Source organism: Lacinutrix sp. (assembly GCF_037625555.1).
GTDB lineage: Bacteria > Bacteroidota > Bacteroidia > Flavobacteriales > Flavobacteriaceae > Lacinutrix.
Genome location: NZ_JASJHV010000023.1, coordinates 19,670 through 34,971 on the forward strand (window position 1 = coordinate 19,670; position 15,302 = coordinate 34,971).

Below are 15,302 nucleotides of genomic sequence, written 5' to 3' on the forward strand. Positions count from 1 at the left end.
GACTCTATTCTTTTAATTTAATTTTTAAATACTGAGGATTATTAGCCTCACTTCCATTCCAAATGTTCTGATTTACAATTTCTATTGCAAACTCTGTATTCGAAATCCATTTTACTTCATTTTGATACGTTTTCAACCAATGAACAAAGTTAAAAGCGCGCTCTAAAACTATCGTTTTATCTTCATTTATTTTATAAACATTTAAATAAAACTGTTCTTCATAAACATCCTAAACAAATGAAATGATACTCTTTTTATCTGGAGCAACATAAGGATAATCTGCAAACGAATAGATTTCCTTTCCTGTTGTTCTATCTACAAAACTATAAAATGCATCTTCTGCCTTTGGATATACATGATGCATTAAATACTGGTTTAAAAAATTAATATCACCATAATAATTATGCATTGAATTACTGTAACCTACTTTACTTTTATATACAATTGTACTGTCTTTAATTGGAAGGGTAATGTTTTGCGTTTTATCTTCGTTTTCTGAAACTAATACTCTTGGATTGTTTGTTAAAAAATTATTTTTAACGATTTTTAAGACATTAAAATCTGTTTTAGAAATGAGTTTTAAATCTAGATATTTAATTAAGCATTCTAAATCTGCATTGTCTGTTTCATACATATTGCTTTCTGTAAATGCAAATCCTGTACAAATTTGATCCTCAAATACTTTCACATCTTCAATGTCACCTAAAAAACCTTCAAAAACGTAACGTTTCAAAGTTGTTCCGGCAACTTGCCATTGTATAATTGCCCAGCGTCCTTTTACTATTTTACCTTCGTCCTCAACTTCAATTATATCATCTGTATAGCCAATAATATTAACTAAATCGCCATTATTATATTTTCCATCAACGGTTCCGTTTTCTTGCCTAATATTTAGTCCGTTTCTAGAGATTACATATTTTTGAGCAATTGGTATTTCGAAACGGATATTACTCCTATAGTACTCGTCGATTATTGAATAATATTCTTCATCTGTATGCTCACCATTAACAAAACTAAAGGTTCTATTATACATTAAAAGCATAGCGTAGCTGCTTTTAAAATACTCCAATTTATCGTAATATCTAATGCGATTGCCTTCGTCTATACCAATAATTCGTTTTGTAGAAAATGAAATTTCAATATCTTCTGGGAATTTTAAAAATGATTTTACTCTTGCGCTATGGTATTTAAAAAGTGAATCTCTGGTTTCTATGTTCTCTTCTTTTTTTAAAAGTTTAAATTCTAAATCTGAAGGCATAAGAAAAACAATTTCCTTTCCAGAAACTATTAATGTATCCATTGGCAAAGAGGAATAGTCCTTAGTTTCAGTTGGTAAGATATACTCCAATTTAGTTTTTACAGGTGTTTCAACATAAGGTAACTGTTCTTCGTTTTGTTTTTTACAACTAAAAACGAGAAAAACAAATAATAACAGAGCACCAATACTTTTCATTGGCTATTGTTTTGAAACGTCTAACCATTTTGGTGCTGGTAATGGTACAAAATTATTCATTTTAGTTAATAAACCATCTATAGTATTATCTACAACAATAGCATCCATATTTTCTTGTTTTAAAAAGCCTTTAGCTACCATCGTTTTAAACTGAGAAATTAAAGCATCGTAATAACCGCTAGTATTTAAAATCCCTATAGGTTTTGTGTGCAAACCTAATTGTCCCAAAGTTGAAATTTCGAAAAACTCATCCATGGTGCCAAATCCTCCAGGAATAATTATAAAACCGTCACTTTTCTCGTACATTATAACTTTACGATCATGCATATTAGTTGTTACAATTAACTCAGTTAAACCTTCACTTACAATTTCTTTAGTCTCTAAAAAACCAGGAATCACGCCTATTACTTTCCCTTTGTTTTCTAGTGTTCCATTAGCTACTATTCCCATAATACCAATTTTAACTGCACCATATACTAGAGTTATATTTTGTTTCGCTAAAGTTTTTCCTAGTGCGTAAGCTTCTGAAGTTATTTTATTATCATTTCCTGAGCTTGCGCCACAAAACACTGCAATACTATTCATTATATATCTGCTTTTAACATGCGGTCTTTGCCAAACATGTCTTTAATTAATTCTACATTTTTAAAACCAAAACTATCGACTAATGCTTTTGTTTCTTCTCCTAAATACTCGTTAATTTCAAAAAATAATTGGCCTTTTGGTTTTAGGTTCTTAGAAGCAAACTCAGTAATCGCTTTATAGAACAATAACGGATTATCATCTTCTACAAATAAAGCTAAATGCGGCTCGTTATTTAAAACATTGTTTTGTATTTCGGCTTTTTCTAGATTACGAACGTATGGTGGATTAGATACAATAGCATCAAATTTTAAATCTTTAAATAACAAATTCCTTTGTGTTTCTTCTAAAATACTTCCTTCTATAAAAGCAACTTTAACTTTGTTTAAAACTGCATTTTCTTTTGCTTTTTCTATCGCTTTCGCGGAAACATCCATTGCATAAACCTGAGCATTTTTAATATTTTCAGCCAATGAAATAGCAATGCAGCCACTTCCTGTTCCAATATCTAAAATAGATAGTTGAGATTCTTCATTGCGTTCTAAATTAGAATCTATTATTAATTGCACAAGTTCTTCGGTTTCTGGCCTAGGAATTAGTGTGTTTTCGTTAACCTTAAAAGGCAAACCATAAAATTCTGTTTCACCAATAATATACTGAATGGGCTTTTGGTTTTTTAAAGCTTCAAGCGCATTAAATATTGGTTGTTGTTCCGCTTTTGTTATGGAAATTATTCTGTTTAAAGCTAAATCTAATCGCGTGATATTAAAAAAAGCTTCTGTACACAAAAAGAAAAAACTAGACACTTCTTGTTTACCATAGATAGCATCTAACGTTTCATGAAATATATTTTCTAAATCTTTTATTAACACAAGTTTTATTTAATTATTACAAATCTTTAAGCATCCAAACACCACAATTATAATGTCCTGTATCTCCAAGCGGTTTATTTAAATGTTTGAAGCCATTAGACCGATAAATATGTATGGCTTCTTTTAATTCTGGAATGGTCTCTATATAACACTGCTTAAAACCTAAAGCTTTTGCTTTTTCTAAACATTTCAAAAATAGTTTTTTACCAAAACCTTTACCGCGTAAATTAGAAGAGAAATACATTTTCTGTATTTCGCAAATATCTTTATCCTTTGCTGTTAATGGTTTTAATCCACCACCACCTTCAACCACATTATCTATGGTTACTACAAAATAAGTTTCGTTTTTATTTGTATAAGACTCGAACATTTTTGGAGTCTCATTATCTGCATAAGCGGTACCAACTAAGGGTAAATTATATTCAATAAAAACACCACGAATAACACTTTCAATTTTAGTATTATCCTCTTGTCTAATTTCTCTTATTACTATATTATTTTTACTCACCTTATTATAGTATTTTTACAGCTTATTTAGAGGTTGAAGATACATTAATACCAAACAAATTAAAAAATTTCAAGATGAAGAAACTCATAATCTTATTAACAATTACGGTTTGTTTTTTAAGCTGTAAATTTAAAGAAAAACCAGAGTTTTTACGTGTAGAAAACATTGAGGTTGCAGATTCAAATTCAAAATTTATTGTATTAACTGCAGACGCCTTTTTTAACAATCCTAATAGTGTTGGCGGACAATTAGAAACAGAAGGTATAATTATTACAATTAACAATATTGAGGTAGCTACCGTCTCGTCTAAAGCATTTAAAGTACCTGCAAAAAAAGAATTTTCGATGCCTTTATCAGCAAAAATCCCTACCAAAAAAATACTTAACCTTAATAATCTTAGTGGTATTTTAAATAGCATGCTTAACAAGTCTATGAAAGTACAATACAAAGGAGAGATTAAATACAAAGTATTTGGCTTTTCGCATAAGTATAATGTAGATGAAATAAAAGATGTGAAAATTAAAATTTAAGCTTGAATACTCACCAAACATACATGAAACGTGCGTTACAAATAGCACGAAATGGATTAGGACTAACTAGACCAAATCCTATGGTTGGCGCAGTAATTGTTTATAATAACACTATTATTGGAGAAGGTTTCACAAGTAGTTATGGTGGTAATCATGCAGAAGTTAACGCTATACAATCTGTTACTAACAAATCACTTTTAGAAAAAAGCACACTTTACGTTACACTAGAACCGTGTTCACACAATGGAAAAACACCTCCTTGTAGCGATTTAATTATACACCATAAAATACCAAATATAGTTATTGGTTGCGTAGATGATAATCCTGAAGTTGCTGGAAAAGGCATTAAAAAATTAATGGGTTCAGGTTGCACTGTTACTTTAGGAATTTTAGAATCCGAATGCAAAACTCATCACAAACGCTTTTTTACATTTCACAACAAAAAACGTCCTTATATTATTTTAAAATGGGCAGAAACTAAAGATGGATTTATTGCTCCCGTTTCTAGAGACGAACAAAAACCAGTATGGATTACAAACCAATTATCTAGACAACTCGTTCATAAATGGAGAGCAGAAGAGCAAGCTATATTAGTTGGTAAAAACACTGTTTTACAGGACAATCCTAGTCTAACTGTAAGAGATTGGGTAGGAAACAATCCAATTCGTGTAGTTTTAGATAAAGAAGAAAAACTATCTAAAGATTTTTTAGTTTTTAATAGTGAAGTTTTAACTATAATAATAAAGGAAAACACTGCTAAAAGCATTTGTAATAAATTATACAAAAAGAATATTAATTCTATTATTATTGAAGGAGGCGCAAAAACACTTCAACTCTTTATAGATGAAGGGCTCTGGGACGAAGCAAGAGTTTTTACTGGTAAAATAGAATTTAAAAATGGAATTAAAGCACCTCGATTTACTGGTAAAATAATCTCTAAAAAAAATATCTTAGGAGATACACTAAGAAGATATAAATTAATAACAACATTACATAGCTTATAAAATAAATATGATAAAAACTATACTATTCGATTTTGGAGATGTATTTATAAACCTTGACAAGCAAGGTGCTATGGAAAATGTTTTAGAGCTATTTGAAATAGACGAACTCTCTGAAGACCTAATAGCCATAAACACACTTTACGAACAAGACTTATTATCTACAGAAGAGTTTTTAGATTTTTACACTGAAAATTTCCCAAAACTTTCAAAACAACAAATTATTGAGGCTTGGAATTATATTATTTGCGATTTCCCTCCTAATCGACTGTCTTTTATTGAAGCTTTAGCAAAAGAAAACAAGTATAACTTGATTTTACTAAGTAATACTAACGAACTACATATTGACTGTATAAAAAAACAAGTCTCGTTTTACAACGATTTCAAATCCTGTTTTAAACATTTCTATTTATCTCACGAAATAATGCTAAGAAAACCAAATACAGATATTTTTGAATTTGTTTTAAATGAAAACAGTTTAAAAGCTGAAGAATGCCTTTTTATAGACGATACTTTAGAAAATACTGAAGCTGCAGCAAAACTGGGTTTTCATGTTTGGAATAATAATCCTAAAACTGAAGATATTGTAGATCTATTCATGCTTAAAAGCGATTTATTTTGATATATCTAATATTTAGCATCCTTGCTTCTACTTTAATATTTGTAATATTTAATCTTCTTGGCAAATATAAAATAAACACTACTCAAGCCATTATTGTAAATTACTTTACTGCATTTACTGTTGGTATGCTCTCGACTAAAGAAACATTATCAGTTACACAAATAATATCTAAAGATTGGTTTTATGGCTCCATTTTTTTAGGGTTTTTATTTATAGCTATTTTTAATGTAATGGCTTTAACTGCGCAACGTAATGGACTTTCTGTAGCATCAGTTGCTAGTAAAATGAGTGTAGCAATTCCAATAATTTTTGGACTTTATGCTTATAATGAAAGCCTTAGTTTTCAAAAAACCATAGGCATACTTCTCGCTTTATTTGCTGTCTATTTAACATCTGTTAAAGCTAGAAGCAGTAAAATAAATTATAAAAACTTATGGCTTCCCATTTTATTATTTTTAGGTTCTGGTGTTATTGACACCTCAATAAAATTTATAGAAACTACTTATGTTTCAAAAAATGGTATTCCTTTATTCTCTGCAACAATATTTGCAATCGCAGGTTTAATAGGGATTATTCTAATTTTAATTAAAGTATTAAAAGGAGATTTTAAATTTGATTACAGAAGTGTTTTTGGTGGTATTATATTGGGCATCGTCAATTATTACTCCATTTATATGTTACTAAAAGCTTTACAAATTGAAAATTTCGAAAGCTCTAACATATTTTCAGTTAACAATGTATGCATAGTCATGCTTTCTACTTTATTAGGTTTACTCTTTTTTAAAGAAAAACTTAGCTTAAAAAATTGGATAGGTATTTCTTTAGCAATATTCTCGATTGTATTAGTAACTTTAGCATAATGAAAGCGCATATTAACGACACCTATAAAACTATTTTAAAAGCTTCTGAAGAAGTTCTTTTTAAAGAAAAGAACTCAAAATTTTATAGTTATGCCTTTCCCATAAAAAATGAAGAAGACGTTAAAACTAATTTAGAAAGCTTAAAAGAACAACATCAAAAAGCAGGACATTTTTGTTATGCATACCAAATTGGCGAAGACGAAAACCTTATTGTTTATAGAACAAACGACGATGGAGAACCCAATAATAGCGGAGGAATGCCAATTTATGGGCAAATACAATCTTTTGGTGTTACAAACGTACTAATTGTTGTTGTTCGTTATTTTGGAGGTGTTAAACTAGGTGTTGGAGGACTAATAACCGCTTATAAAACTGGCGCACAATTAGCACTAGAAGTATCTAAAATAAAAGTACGCACAATAAATATTTCTTTTCTAATTAAATTCGAATACGAGTTAATGAATAAAGTAATGCGTGTTATTAAAGAAAAAAATCTAAATATTGTGAATCAAAAACTAGAATTGGATTGTGAAATCACAATCTCGGTAAGAAAAAAAGACGCCAATACAATTTTAGAAATTTTTGAGTCTATATATAAGGTGTTTATTAAAAAATTTAAGAGTTAAGAATAAATGTTATTTTTCTAGAGCCTCTAAAAAATATTTTGGTGGTCTTGTAGGTCTTTTAGTATTTAAATCAACAAATACCAAAACCACATTTGCAGTTGATAAAATTTCACCAGAATCATTCAATATTTCATACTCAAATTCTAGGCTTACGCTAGGCTTTTTTACAAGCATGGTTTTAACTGTAATTATATCATCATATTCGATGGTTTTCTTATATTTTACACTTAATGACACAACAGGTAAAGCAATTCCTTCTTGCTCCATTTTCTTGTAAGAAATACCTATTTTTCTAAACCATTCTATTCTAGCCAATTCTAGATATAATGCATAGTTTGCATGATGAACTACACCCATTTGATCTGTTTCTGCATAGCGTACTCTTATATCAATTTTATCTGTCTTCATATGTAAAAGTGTGAATTATTTTTTGTAGTTTCGTCTTAGGTATCAGCATAAGAAAAAAAAACTAAAAATTCAATAGTAATTCATTTTTTTTTTAAGTTTTTTGTTCACATATTTGTCTCGCTATTAGACAAGGACAGGAATAATCCTATCCCAACCCTTATAACTAACAAAAAATACAAAAGTTTAACAATGAGTATAACTGCGCAATCGGTATGGAATAACTGTCTTAATTTTATAAAAGACAACATCCAACCTCAAGCCTACAAAACTTGGTTCGAACCAATAATCGCAGTAAAGCTTACAGATAATGCTTTAAGCATTCAAGTGCCTAGTAAATTCTTTTATGAATGGCTAGAGGAGCATTATGTTAAAATATTAAAAGTAGTATTAACAAAAGAATTGGGAGCAACTGCTAAACTGGTTTACATTATTAAAATGGAAAACACATATGGCAATAAACAACCTTTTACAGAGAGAATACCTAGTTCTAATCGCTCTGCAGTTAAAGCACAGGATGTAGATGTGCCTCTAAAGAATAAAGACAGAGAACTGCGTAATCCATTTGTTATACCAGGAATACGTAATATAAAAATTGAATCTCAACTTAATCCAAACTATAATTTCGATAACTTTTTAGAAGGCGACTCTAACCGTTTAGCACGTAGTGCTGGTTTAGCTGTTTCTGCAAAACCAGGTGGCACTTCTTTTAATCCATTATTAATATTTGGTGGTGTTGGATTAGGAAAAACACACTTAGCACATGCTATTGGTGTTGATATTAAAGATAAATATCCAGAGAAAACTGTTTTATATATTTCTGCTGAAAAATTTACGCAACAATATATAGATTCGGTTAAAAAGAATAATAGAAACGACTTTATACACTTCTATCAATTAATAGATGTTTTAGTTATTGATGATGTTCAGTTTTTATCTGGAAAATCTGGAACACAAGATGTATTCTTCCATATTTTTAACCATTTACACCAAAATGGTAAGCAAGTTATCTTAACAAGTGACAAAGCTCCTGTAGATATGCAAGATATCGAACAGCGTTTATTATCTCGTTTTAAATGGGGATTAAGTGCAGAGTTACAAACACCAGACTTTGAGACACGAGTTTCTATATTAAAAAACAAATTGTATCGTGATGGCGTTGAAATGCCTGATGACATCATAGAATATGTAGCCAAAAATATTAAAACAAACATTCGTGAGCTTGAAGGTGCCATTATCTCTTTAATTGCACAATCATCTTTCAATAAAAAAGAGATCAATATCGAATTAGCAAAGCAAGTAGTAGAAAAGTTTGTAAAAAACACCAAACGTGAAGTTTCAATAGACTACATACAAAAAATAGTATCAGATTATTTCCAAATGGATGTAGATACACTTCAGTCTAAAACAAGAAAACGTCATATTGTTCAAGCAAGACAATTAGCTATGTTTTTTGCAAAAAAGTTTACAAAAGCATCTTTAGCAAGTATAGGCTCTCAAATTGGAAAACGCGATCATGCTACTGTATTACACGCATGTAAAACGGTTGACAACTTATCTTCTACAGACAAGCAATTTAGAAAGTATGTGGAAGACTTGACAAAAAAGCTTTCAGTATAGTATAATATCATGAATTATGATTAGAATTTTAATGGTTTGCCTCGGAAACATCTGTCGCTCTCCATTAGCTCACGGTATTTTAGATTCAAAATTAGATGGTAATTATTTTAATGTAGATTCTGCAGGAACAAGTAATTATCATAAAGGTAGCCCACCAGACCTGTGCTCTATTGCTGTTGTAAGAAAGAACGGAATAGACATTACCAATCAACGTGCTAGACAATTTAAAATTAAAGATTTTGAGACGTTCGATTATATCTATGTAATGGATGAATCAAATTTCGAAAATGTGGTTAAAATGGCACGTAATGTAGAAGATATTTCTAAAGTAAGGCTTATTTTAAATGAAATCCATCCCAATAAAAATTTAGAAGTACCAGATCCGTATTATGGAGGCGATTCTGGTTTTGATGATGTTTATAATATGCTGGATGAAGCATGTAATTTAATAACTAATAGACTAGCACGTTAAAAATGAACGACACCTACGGAAAACTCTATCTAATACCAACAACTTTAGGAGACACCAATCCATTAGATGTTTTACCATTGACGGTAAAAAAAATAATAGAACAACTAGATATTTATATTGTTGAGAGCGAAAAAACCGCTAGACGCGATATTAAGAAAATTTGCCCAAGCAAAAAGCAATCAATTTTAAAGCTATTTCCATTAAATAAATATACTGACTCAACAGAGTTTTCAACCTATTTAGAACCTTGTAAAAAAGGGTTAAATGTAGGCTTACTATCTGAAGCTGGTTGTCCTGGTGTAGCAGATCCTGGTGCTGATATTGTTAAAATAGCACATCAAAATAATATAAAAGTAGTGCCTCTAGTTGGACCATCGTCTATATTAATGGCAATGATGGGTAGCGGAATGAATGGACAAAGCTTTGCGTTTAATGGTTATTTACCAATAGACAAGAGCGATCGCAAACAAGAAATTAAACGCCTTGAACGCTTATCTTTCGAACACAACCAATCTCAATTATTTATAGAAACACCATATAGAAATAATAAGTTTCTAGAAGATTTGTGTGCTACTTTAAATGGAAATACAGACATTTGTATAGCATGTGATATTACATTACCTACAGAGTATATAAAAACTATGTCTGCAAATGATTGGAAAAAAAATAACGTTGACCTTCATAAAAGACCAACGTTGTTTATTATACATAAAAGCTAAGTCTACTAAGCTTTCATAGATACTTTTGCTTTTTTATTTGGTATAATTTTAGAAGTATCATAACCTTGAAAACTTTTCATATAACTTCTAATAGAGGTGCCATAAGCATCCTCAAAGCCATTAAAACCAAAACTTCTTAAGTATTTTTTTACACCTCCTGGACCAGCAAGATGTGCAGCTGCTAATATTCCAGATTCAGTAATTACAATACCGTTTATGTTTTTTCCAACAAACCGTTTAATGTCTCTTCTTAAGACCCATTTATTACGCTCTGCATTTGCAATAAATGCTTTCTCTTGCAATTCTGGAGTATTTAAAAAATGGTTAACGTCGTTAATACCTATTAACTCTAAAGTACTTCTACCAAACTGATACTTTCCTAAATAGCCTAATGTATTAACTCTAAAGTAATTGTTTTGAGATTCTTTAAAACCTAATTGCTCTTTAAAACCAGTAAAGGACTTACCCAAATCTGGAGAAAAGATATTTTGAGGTTTAATAGAATAAACACTTGAGACCTCTTCTTCTATAAAACTAACTTCTTCTGAAGTTTCAATAGTTTTGTTCTTTAATAAAGCATAATCTTCATTATTAGAACTTGTAAATAGCGATAATATAATTAAAATACATATTGTAAGCGCTAATGAAACTAACTTTGCAATACTTTTTTTACTCATAATAATTTGATTTTTTAAAGCAGATATTAAACAATAAGCATACCTAAAATTTCGAGTGCAAATTTACAACTTTTATTTTAATACTAAAAATTAATTAATTAACCCATTCTAAAAGTAGACTGGACGGAATTTTACACCACTTTTAGAGTTTAACTCTAGTGTAGGGAATGGTATTTTAATGGCATTAAAAATGCTAAAAATTGTTTTAAGTGTATTAGATTTTGTTTCTATTTTAGTTAAATCGACATCTAAGCTTAGGTAAAATTGTCGTTGTCTGTTTTGTTCTATTAAAACATCATTAACAAAAAGAGAGTCATTACCAGAAAGCATACCTTCTCCTCCATAACCAAATGCTAAGTTTAACCACTTTGGGATTTTACTATCTTTAAAAAAAGAATGTACGTTAGCAGATAACCAATATGTTTGCCCATTATAATCTTTTAGGGACTCTTGAATTAAGCCATTTCCTAATTTATCTTGTATTAATTAGGCGTATTCTGTACGATGAAATAAATACTTAATAACGACGCGTTGTTCTTTCCATAGTAATTCTTGTCCAATATATAAACCTGATCCTGCAGAATTTGCTGCAAAATCTCCCCAACTAAATCCCCATTCATTAGAAAAACCATCAAAAACTTCAACAGCAGTTAAAAATGAAAAACCTAAAGTTGCTCCATACGATAACTGATTTTTTCACTAACACCACTCCAACGTAAAGATTGAGCTCCTAGTTTTCCAAGTTGATATGCAGAAAAAACATGACCTAATTTATCCATTTGAAGCCATTCACTATTATCATCTATAGTATGAAATTTTAAACGTTGGTAATCTGCGTACCATAATTGATTTAAAGCTAAAAGTGTTAAACCACCAACAGCAGACTGTGTTATAACAACTGTGTTGCGTCTTTTACTATTTAAAGTATCACTAGGTTTTAAAACATTATTATGTTGTGAATACACGGATAATGAAAAAAACACAAAAATAAGAGAGAGTAAAACAATTCACTATTACCTGTTTACGCCTTGTTTATTAATCCAACGTATGTATTCTTGTTTATTAACATTGTGTTGAGACAATGTTTTTGCAAACTTGTGGTAACCAAAGTTTTTTACGTTCGCTACAAAGTAATAATAATTATGATTTTCGGCATTTAAAACAGCATCTATTGCAGAAACATCTGGCATAAAAATAGGGCCAGGAGGTATACCTCTATATTTATATGTGTTGTACTTAGAATCTATTTCTAAATCTTTGTAAAGTACACGTTTAATAACTCTATTAAAATCTTTAGATTCTTTTTTTACAGCATAAATAACTGTTGGGTCTGCCTGTAGAGGCATTCCTGTTTTAATTCGATTTAGGTAAACTCCAGCTACTCGTGGACGCTCATCTACTTTCGCTGTTTCTTTATGGACAATAGCTGCTAATGCAACAACTTGATCTGGAGATAAATTTAGATTTTTTGCTTTTTCGAACCTATTACTTGTCCAAAAGCGATTGTATTCTTTAAGCATTTTATCTCTAAAAGCATCTGCAGAAGTATTCCAATATACTTCATATCTATTAGGAACATACATTGCTAAAGCAGTTTCTTTAGTAAAACCATTTTTACTTAAAAACTCAGGACTAGTCATTGATTTTAACAAAGACAGGCTATCTGCTTCAATTTGAAAGGCAATACGTCCAGCTAAATCCTCAATACGTTCTTGATTATTAAATGCTATTTTTAATGGCACGTTTTTACTGCGAATAGAGTTAATAATATCATTATTACTCATATCTTTTTTAATAACAAATCTACCTGCTTTAATATTGGTTACATATTTTTTCTGTTCTGCAAGTGCATCAAACCCATCAATATCTTTTAACAATGGTTCTAATTGCTCCCTAACCTCCTGGTAGGTAGCTTTTGTAGGTACAAAAATATAGGCTTCTTCGTTGTTAAACGCTGTATTAGGCTGAAGCATTGCACCATATATAAAGTATGCAAAGTAAGCGGCTACAATTAAACCAATAATAGCAATTGCTCCAAGTATTTTTTTATAGTACATTATTAATAAGTTGGTATAAATATTCGTTAGTGTAATTTCCTTGGTAAAAGTTCCAGTCTTTTTTCAATCCTATTCTAGTAAATCCTTGATTTTCAAAAAGTTTAATACTGGAAACATTAGTTTCAGAAATATTACAATATAATTGATGCAAATCTAAATTTGTAAAGCAATAGTTAGATAACAAAGCTAGAGCTTCTTTTCCAAACCCTTTTAATCTATTTTCTTTATTCTGAATTAATATCCCAATACCAGCACGCCTGTTTTTTATGTCAAAATCAAAAACATCAATAAGCCCTATGGGTTTATTGATGTAATCAGAAATTAATAAACGTAATTGTTTCACTTCATAAATATCTTTATGCGCATGCTCGAGATATTCTTTAATTAAAAATTTTGAATATGGAGTTACTGTATTACTAAGTTCCCAAATAGTTTCGTCGTTTTCTATAGTATAGATAAACTCCAAGTCTTCAGGTTCTAAAGCACGTAAATAAATATGTTTTCCTTTTAAAGTTACCATTCTATTTCTCCTTTAAACACTAGTGTAGCTGAACCTTGTAACCAAATGTTTTTATAACCATTTGATGTTTTCTCGAAAGACACTGTTAGTTGTCCTCCTTCTACATTTAAGTATATTTCGTTTGCATTGGTTTTGCTTGTCGTATTCATAGCTAAGGCAACTGCTGTAACTCCTGTTCCGCAAGATAAGGTTTCGTCTTCTACTCCTCTTTCGTAAGTTCTAACTGCAAAAGTTTTAGTGTCTATTTGTTCTACAAAATTAACATTAGTACCAACATTATTATAAGGAGCTCCATATCTAATTTTTGAACCTTCAGTTTTAATATCAAAATCTTTTAAATTTTCTACTAAAGTTACATGATGTGGTGAACCCGTATTTAAAAAAGTATGATTATTATAAACTTCAATTGTTTCTACATCTTGCATTTTTAGTTTTACAAAGCCATTTTCAATGGTTGCTTTATGTAAACCATCTATAGCATTAAATGTTGTTTTTTTATTGATAATGTTTAGCATTTCGGCGAAAGCGACAATACAACGTCCTCCATTACCACACATAGAACTTTCGTTTCCATCTGCATTAAAGTAAATCATTCTAAAATCAACTTCTACATCATTCTCTAATAGAATAAGTCCATCACCACCAATACCAAAGCGTCTATTGCATAAATGCGCAATTAATTTAGTGTTGTTTTTGTTAAATAATTGCTGTCTATTATCAATAAAAACGAAGTCGTTTCCTGTGCCTTGATATTTATAAAAGGTATATGTCATTTAGCAAATCTTACTTTGACAAATATAGTGTATTGAAAATTTATTTTTGTTGTTAATGTCTCGTTAAAGTTGATTTTACAAAGCAATAAAAAAATTAATTTTATAGTTATACTAATAATTCTAAACTAAATATTTATGAAAAAGATAGCAACGCTGGTTTTAGTTTCGGTTTTAGGAGGAGCAATTACTCTGGGAGCATATAAAACCTTTCTTGATGAAGAACAAATAATTGCACAAAAAGTACAAACAGCTCAACCTGTTTTTCAGCCTGTAAATTATACAGCAAACAACACCAATTTAGCAGCAGTTGAAGGTATAGATTTTACAACAGCTGCAGAAAAAACATTAGACGCAGTTGTTCATATTAAAAGTATTACCTCTACATATCAACAATTAACAATGCGTGATATTTTAATGGGACGTGCCTCACAAAGCAGACAATTAGGCACAGGAAGTGGTGTTATAATTTCTCCAGATGGCTATATAATTACAAATAACCATGTTATTGATGGCTCAGAAAAATTAAGTATTACACTTAACGACAACAGAACTTTAGAAGCTACAATTATTGGTACAGACCCAAAAACAGATATTGCTTTATTAAAAATTGAAAGCGAAGACGCCTTGCCTTACAATACATTTGGAGATAGTGATACTGCAAAAATTGGAGAATGGGTTTTAGCCGTTGGCAACCCTTTTAATTTAACATCTACTGTAACTGCAGGTATTATTAGTGCTAAGTCTAGGGATTTAGCTGGCGATAACAGCCAGTCTTTTATACAAACAGATGCAGCTGTAAATCCTGGGAATTCTGGTGGAGCATTAGTAAATACTAGAGGAGAACTTATAGGTATTAATACTGCTATAACCTCTCAAACAGGATCATTTATTGGGTATTCTTTTGCCGTACCAAGTAATATTGCAAAAAAAGTTGTGCAAGATATTATGGAATTTGGTAATGTACAGAATGGAATTTTGGGTGTTACAGGAAATTCATTAAACAGT

General features: G+C 30.2%; 21 protein-coding genes and 1 pseudogene. 9 read left to right on the forward strand and 13 right to left on the reverse strand.

Annotated features, from left to right (window positions below; genetic code table 11):
• Positions 1-4: 4 nt before the first annotated feature.
• The 5 genes from QNK89_RS01450 to QNK89_RS01470 form a co-directional block, all read right to left on the reverse strand.
• Positions 5-136: a hypothetical protein gene (locus tag QNK89_RS01450; protein ID WP_340169202.1), complete on the reverse strand. Its 132-nt coding sequence runs from the start codon at positions 134-136 to the stop codon at positions 5-7.
• A 93-nt stretch (positions 137-229) separates the two neighbouring features.
• Positions 230-1,453: a hypothetical protein gene (locus QNK89_RS01455; RefSeq protein ID WP_340169203.1), complete on the reverse strand. Its 1,224-nt coding sequence runs from the start codon at positions 1,451-1,453 to the stop codon at positions 230-232.
• A gap of 3 nt (positions 1,454-1,456) precedes the next feature.
• Positions 1,457-2,038, reverse strand: a complete 582-nt coding sequence (locus QNK89_RS01460) for a TIGR00730 family Rossman fold protein (protein ID WP_340169204.1) — start codon at positions 2,036-2,038, stop codon at positions 1,457-1,459.
• The gene (prmC, locus tag QNK89_RS01465) at positions 2,038-2,907 is read right to left on the reverse strand and encodes a peptide chain release factor N(5)-glutamine methyltransferase (RefSeq protein ID WP_340169205.1); all 870 of its coding nucleotides are present in this window, start codon (positions 2,905-2,907) and stop codon (positions 2,038-2,040) included. The genes QNK89_RS01460 and prmC overlap by 1 nt, the downstream gene beginning before the upstream one ends.
• A gap of 16 nt (positions 2,908-2,923) precedes the next feature.
• A complete protein-coding gene (locus QNK89_RS01470) occupies positions 2,924-3,415 on the reverse strand; it encodes a GNAT family N-acetyltransferase (protein WP_340169206.1) in 492 nt (163 codons plus the stop codon).
• Positions 3,416-3,489: 74 nt separating this feature from the next.
• Between QNK89_RS01470 and QNK89_RS01475 the strand changes: the two genes are divergently transcribed.
• Genes QNK89_RS01475 through QNK89_RS01495 form a run of 5 tightly spaced genes read left to right on the forward strand, consistent with a single transcriptional unit; the run spans position 3,490 to position 7,054 of the window.
• Entirely contained in the window at positions 3,490-3,945 is a 456-nt protein-coding gene (locus tag QNK89_RS01475; protein ID WP_340169207.1) for an LEA type 2 family protein, read from the forward strand.
• Between the two features lie 2 nt (positions 3,946-3,947).
• Positions 3,948-4,949: a bifunctional diaminohydroxyphosphoribosylaminopyrimidine deaminase/5-amino-6-(5-phosphoribosylamino)uracil reductase RibD gene (gene ribD, locus QNK89_RS01480; RefSeq protein ID WP_340169208.1), complete on the forward strand. Its 1,002-nt coding sequence runs from the start codon at positions 3,948-3,950 to the stop codon at positions 4,947-4,949.
• Between the two features lie 7 nt (positions 4,950-4,956).
• Entirely contained in the window at positions 4,957-5,568 is a 612-nt protein-coding gene (locus tag QNK89_RS01485) for an HAD family phosphatase (RefSeq protein WP_340169209.1), read from the forward strand.
• A complete protein-coding gene (locus QNK89_RS01490) occupies positions 5,565-6,428 on the forward strand; it encodes an EamA family transporter (protein ID WP_340169210.1) in 864 nt (287 codons plus the stop codon). Before QNK89_RS01485 ends, QNK89_RS01490 begins: the two co-directional genes overlap by 4 nt.
• Positions 6,428-7,054 (forward strand): YigZ family protein, encoded by a 627-nt coding sequence (locus tag QNK89_RS01495; RefSeq protein WP_340169211.1) that lies wholly within the window; start codon positions 6,428-6,430, stop codon positions 7,052-7,054. The genes QNK89_RS01490 and QNK89_RS01495 overlap by 1 nt, the downstream gene beginning before the upstream one ends.
• A gap of 9 nt (positions 7,055-7,063) precedes the next feature.
• Here the strand turns inward: QNK89_RS01495 and QNK89_RS01500 are convergent, their stop codons facing one another.
• A complete protein-coding gene (locus QNK89_RS01500) occupies positions 7,064-7,462 on the reverse strand; it encodes a thioesterase family protein (protein ID WP_340169212.1) in 399 nt (132 codons plus the stop codon).
• Positions 7,463-7,651: 189 nt separating this feature from the next.
• On the opposite strand from QNK89_RS01500, the gene dnaA reads away from it, so the two are divergent.
• Genes dnaA through QNK89_RS01515 form a run of 3 tightly spaced genes read left to right on the forward strand, consistent with a single transcriptional unit; the run spans position 7,652 to position 10,270 of the window.
• Positions 7,652-9,079: a chromosomal replication initiator protein DnaA gene (dnaA, locus tag QNK89_RS01505; RefSeq protein ID WP_340169213.1), complete on the forward strand. Its 1,428-nt coding sequence runs from the start codon at positions 7,652-7,654 to the stop codon at positions 9,077-9,079.
• Positions 9,080-9,095: 16 nt separating this feature from the next.
• Positions 9,096-9,551 carry a low molecular weight protein-tyrosine-phosphatase gene (locus tag QNK89_RS01510; RefSeq protein WP_340169214.1) on the forward strand — a complete coding sequence of 152 codons (456 nt, stop codon included), beginning with the start codon at positions 9,096-9,098 and terminating at the stop codon, positions 9,549-9,551.
• A 2-nt stretch (positions 9,552-9,553) separates the two neighbouring features.
• Positions 9,554-10,270, forward strand: a complete 717-nt coding sequence (locus tag QNK89_RS01515; protein ID WP_340169215.1) for an SAM-dependent methyltransferase — start codon at positions 9,554-9,556, stop codon at positions 10,268-10,270.
• 5 nt (positions 10,271-10,275) lie between these two features.
• Here the strand turns inward: QNK89_RS01515 and QNK89_RS01520 are convergent, their stop codons facing one another.
• The 7 genes and pseudogenes from QNK89_RS01520 to dapF all read right to left on the reverse strand — a co-directional run bounded on the left by QNK89_RS01520 (position 10,276) and on the right by dapF (position 14,297).
• Positions 10,276-10,947 (reverse strand): peptidoglycan-binding protein LysM, encoded by a 672-nt coding sequence (locus tag QNK89_RS01520; protein WP_340169216.1) that lies wholly within the window; start codon positions 10,945-10,947, stop codon positions 10,276-10,278.
• 108 nt (positions 10,948-11,055) lie between these two features.
• Positions 11,056-11,277 (reverse strand): hypothetical protein, encoded by a 222-nt coding sequence (locus QNK89_RS01525; protein ID WP_340169217.1) that lies wholly within the window; start codon positions 11,275-11,277, stop codon positions 11,056-11,058.
• A 156-nt stretch (positions 11,278-11,433) separates the two neighbouring features.
• Positions 11,434-11,580, reverse strand: a pseudogene (locus tag QNK89_RS01530) (DUF2279 domain-containing protein); the annotation flags it as partial.
• A 32-nt stretch (positions 11,581-11,612) separates the two neighbouring features.
• Positions 11,613-11,912, reverse strand: coding sequence for a hypothetical protein (locus QNK89_RS01535; RefSeq protein ID WP_340169218.1), 300 nt, complete (start codon positions 11,910-11,912; stop codon positions 11,613-11,615).
• A 48-nt stretch (positions 11,913-11,960) separates the two neighbouring features.
• Positions 11,961-13,004: an endolytic transglycosylase MltG gene (mltG, locus tag QNK89_RS01540; protein ID WP_340169219.1), complete on the reverse strand. Its 1,044-nt coding sequence runs from the start codon at positions 13,002-13,004 to the stop codon at positions 11,961-11,963.
• Positions 12,994-13,524 (reverse strand): GNAT family protein, encoded by a 531-nt coding sequence (locus tag QNK89_RS01545; RefSeq protein WP_340169220.1) that lies wholly within the window; start codon positions 13,522-13,524, stop codon positions 12,994-12,996. Before QNK89_RS01545 ends, mltG begins: the two co-directional genes overlap by 11 nt.
• On the reverse strand, positions 13,518-14,297 hold the full coding sequence (dapF, locus tag QNK89_RS01550) for a diaminopimelate epimerase (protein WP_340169221.1): 780 nt from the start codon (positions 14,295-14,297) through the stop codon (positions 13,518-13,520). Before dapF ends, QNK89_RS01545 begins: the two co-directional genes overlap by 7 nt.
• A 135-nt stretch (positions 14,298-14,432) precedes the next feature.
• On the opposite strand from dapF, the gene QNK89_RS01555 reads away from it, so the two are divergent.
• Positions 14,433-15,302 (forward strand): trypsin-like peptidase domain-containing protein (locus tag QNK89_RS01555; RefSeq protein WP_340169222.1); only part of this gene is annotated, 870 nt, incomplete at its 3' end.

Bases quoted from the DNA above. Each gene is read 5' to 3' on its own strand.
- QNK89_RS01455 (WP_340169203.1), bottom strand. From the start codon at position 1,453: ATGAAAAGTATTGGTGCTCTGTTATTATTTGTTTTTCTCGTTTTTAGT.
- QNK89_RS01460 (WP_340169204.1), bottom strand. From the start codon at position 2,038: ATGAATAGTATTGCAGTGTTTTGTGGCGCAAGCTCAGGAAATGATAAT.
- QNK89_RS01475 (WP_340169207.1), top strand. From the start codon at position 3,490: ATGAAGAAACTCATAATCTTATTAACAATTACGGTTTGTTTTTTAAGC.
- QNK89_RS01485 (WP_340169209.1), top strand. From the start codon at position 4,957: ATGATAAAAACTATACTATTCGATTTTGGAGATGTATTTATAAACCTT.
- QNK89_RS01495 (WP_340169211.1), top strand. From the start codon at position 6,428: ATGAAAGCGCATATTAACGACACCTATAAAACTATTTTAAAAGCTTCT.
- QNK89_RS01500 (WP_340169212.1), bottom strand. From the start codon at position 7,462: ATGAAGACAGATAAAATTGATATAAGAGTACGCTATGCAGAAACAGAT.
- dnaA (WP_340169213.1), top strand. From the start codon at position 7,652: ATGAGTATAACTGCGCAATCGGTATGGAATAACTGTCTTAATTTTATA.
- QNK89_RS01510 (WP_340169214.1), top strand. From the start codon at position 9,096: ATGATTAGAATTTTAATGGTTTGCCTCGGAAACATCTGTCGCTCTCCA.
- QNK89_RS01515 (WP_340169215.1), top strand. From the start codon at position 9,554: ATGAACGACACCTACGGAAAACTCTATCTAATACCAACAACTTTAGGA.
- QNK89_RS01520 (WP_340169216.1), bottom strand. From the start codon at position 10,947: ATGAGTAAAAAAAGTATTGCAAAGTTAGTTTCATTAGCGCTTACAATA.
- QNK89_RS01525 (WP_340169217.1), bottom strand. From the start codon at position 11,277: ATGCTTTCTGGTAATGACTCTCTTTTTGTTAATGATGTTTTAATAGAA.
- mltG (WP_340169219.1), bottom strand. From the start codon at position 13,004: ATGTACTATAAAAAAATACTTGGAGCAATTGCTATTATTGGTTTAATT.
- QNK89_RS01545 (WP_340169220.1), bottom strand. From the start codon at position 13,524: ATGGTAACTTTAAAAGGAAAACATATTTATTTACGTGCTTTAGAACCT.
- dapF (WP_340169221.1), bottom strand. From the start codon at position 14,297: ATGACATATACCTTTTATAAATATCAAGGCACAGGAAACGACTTCGTT.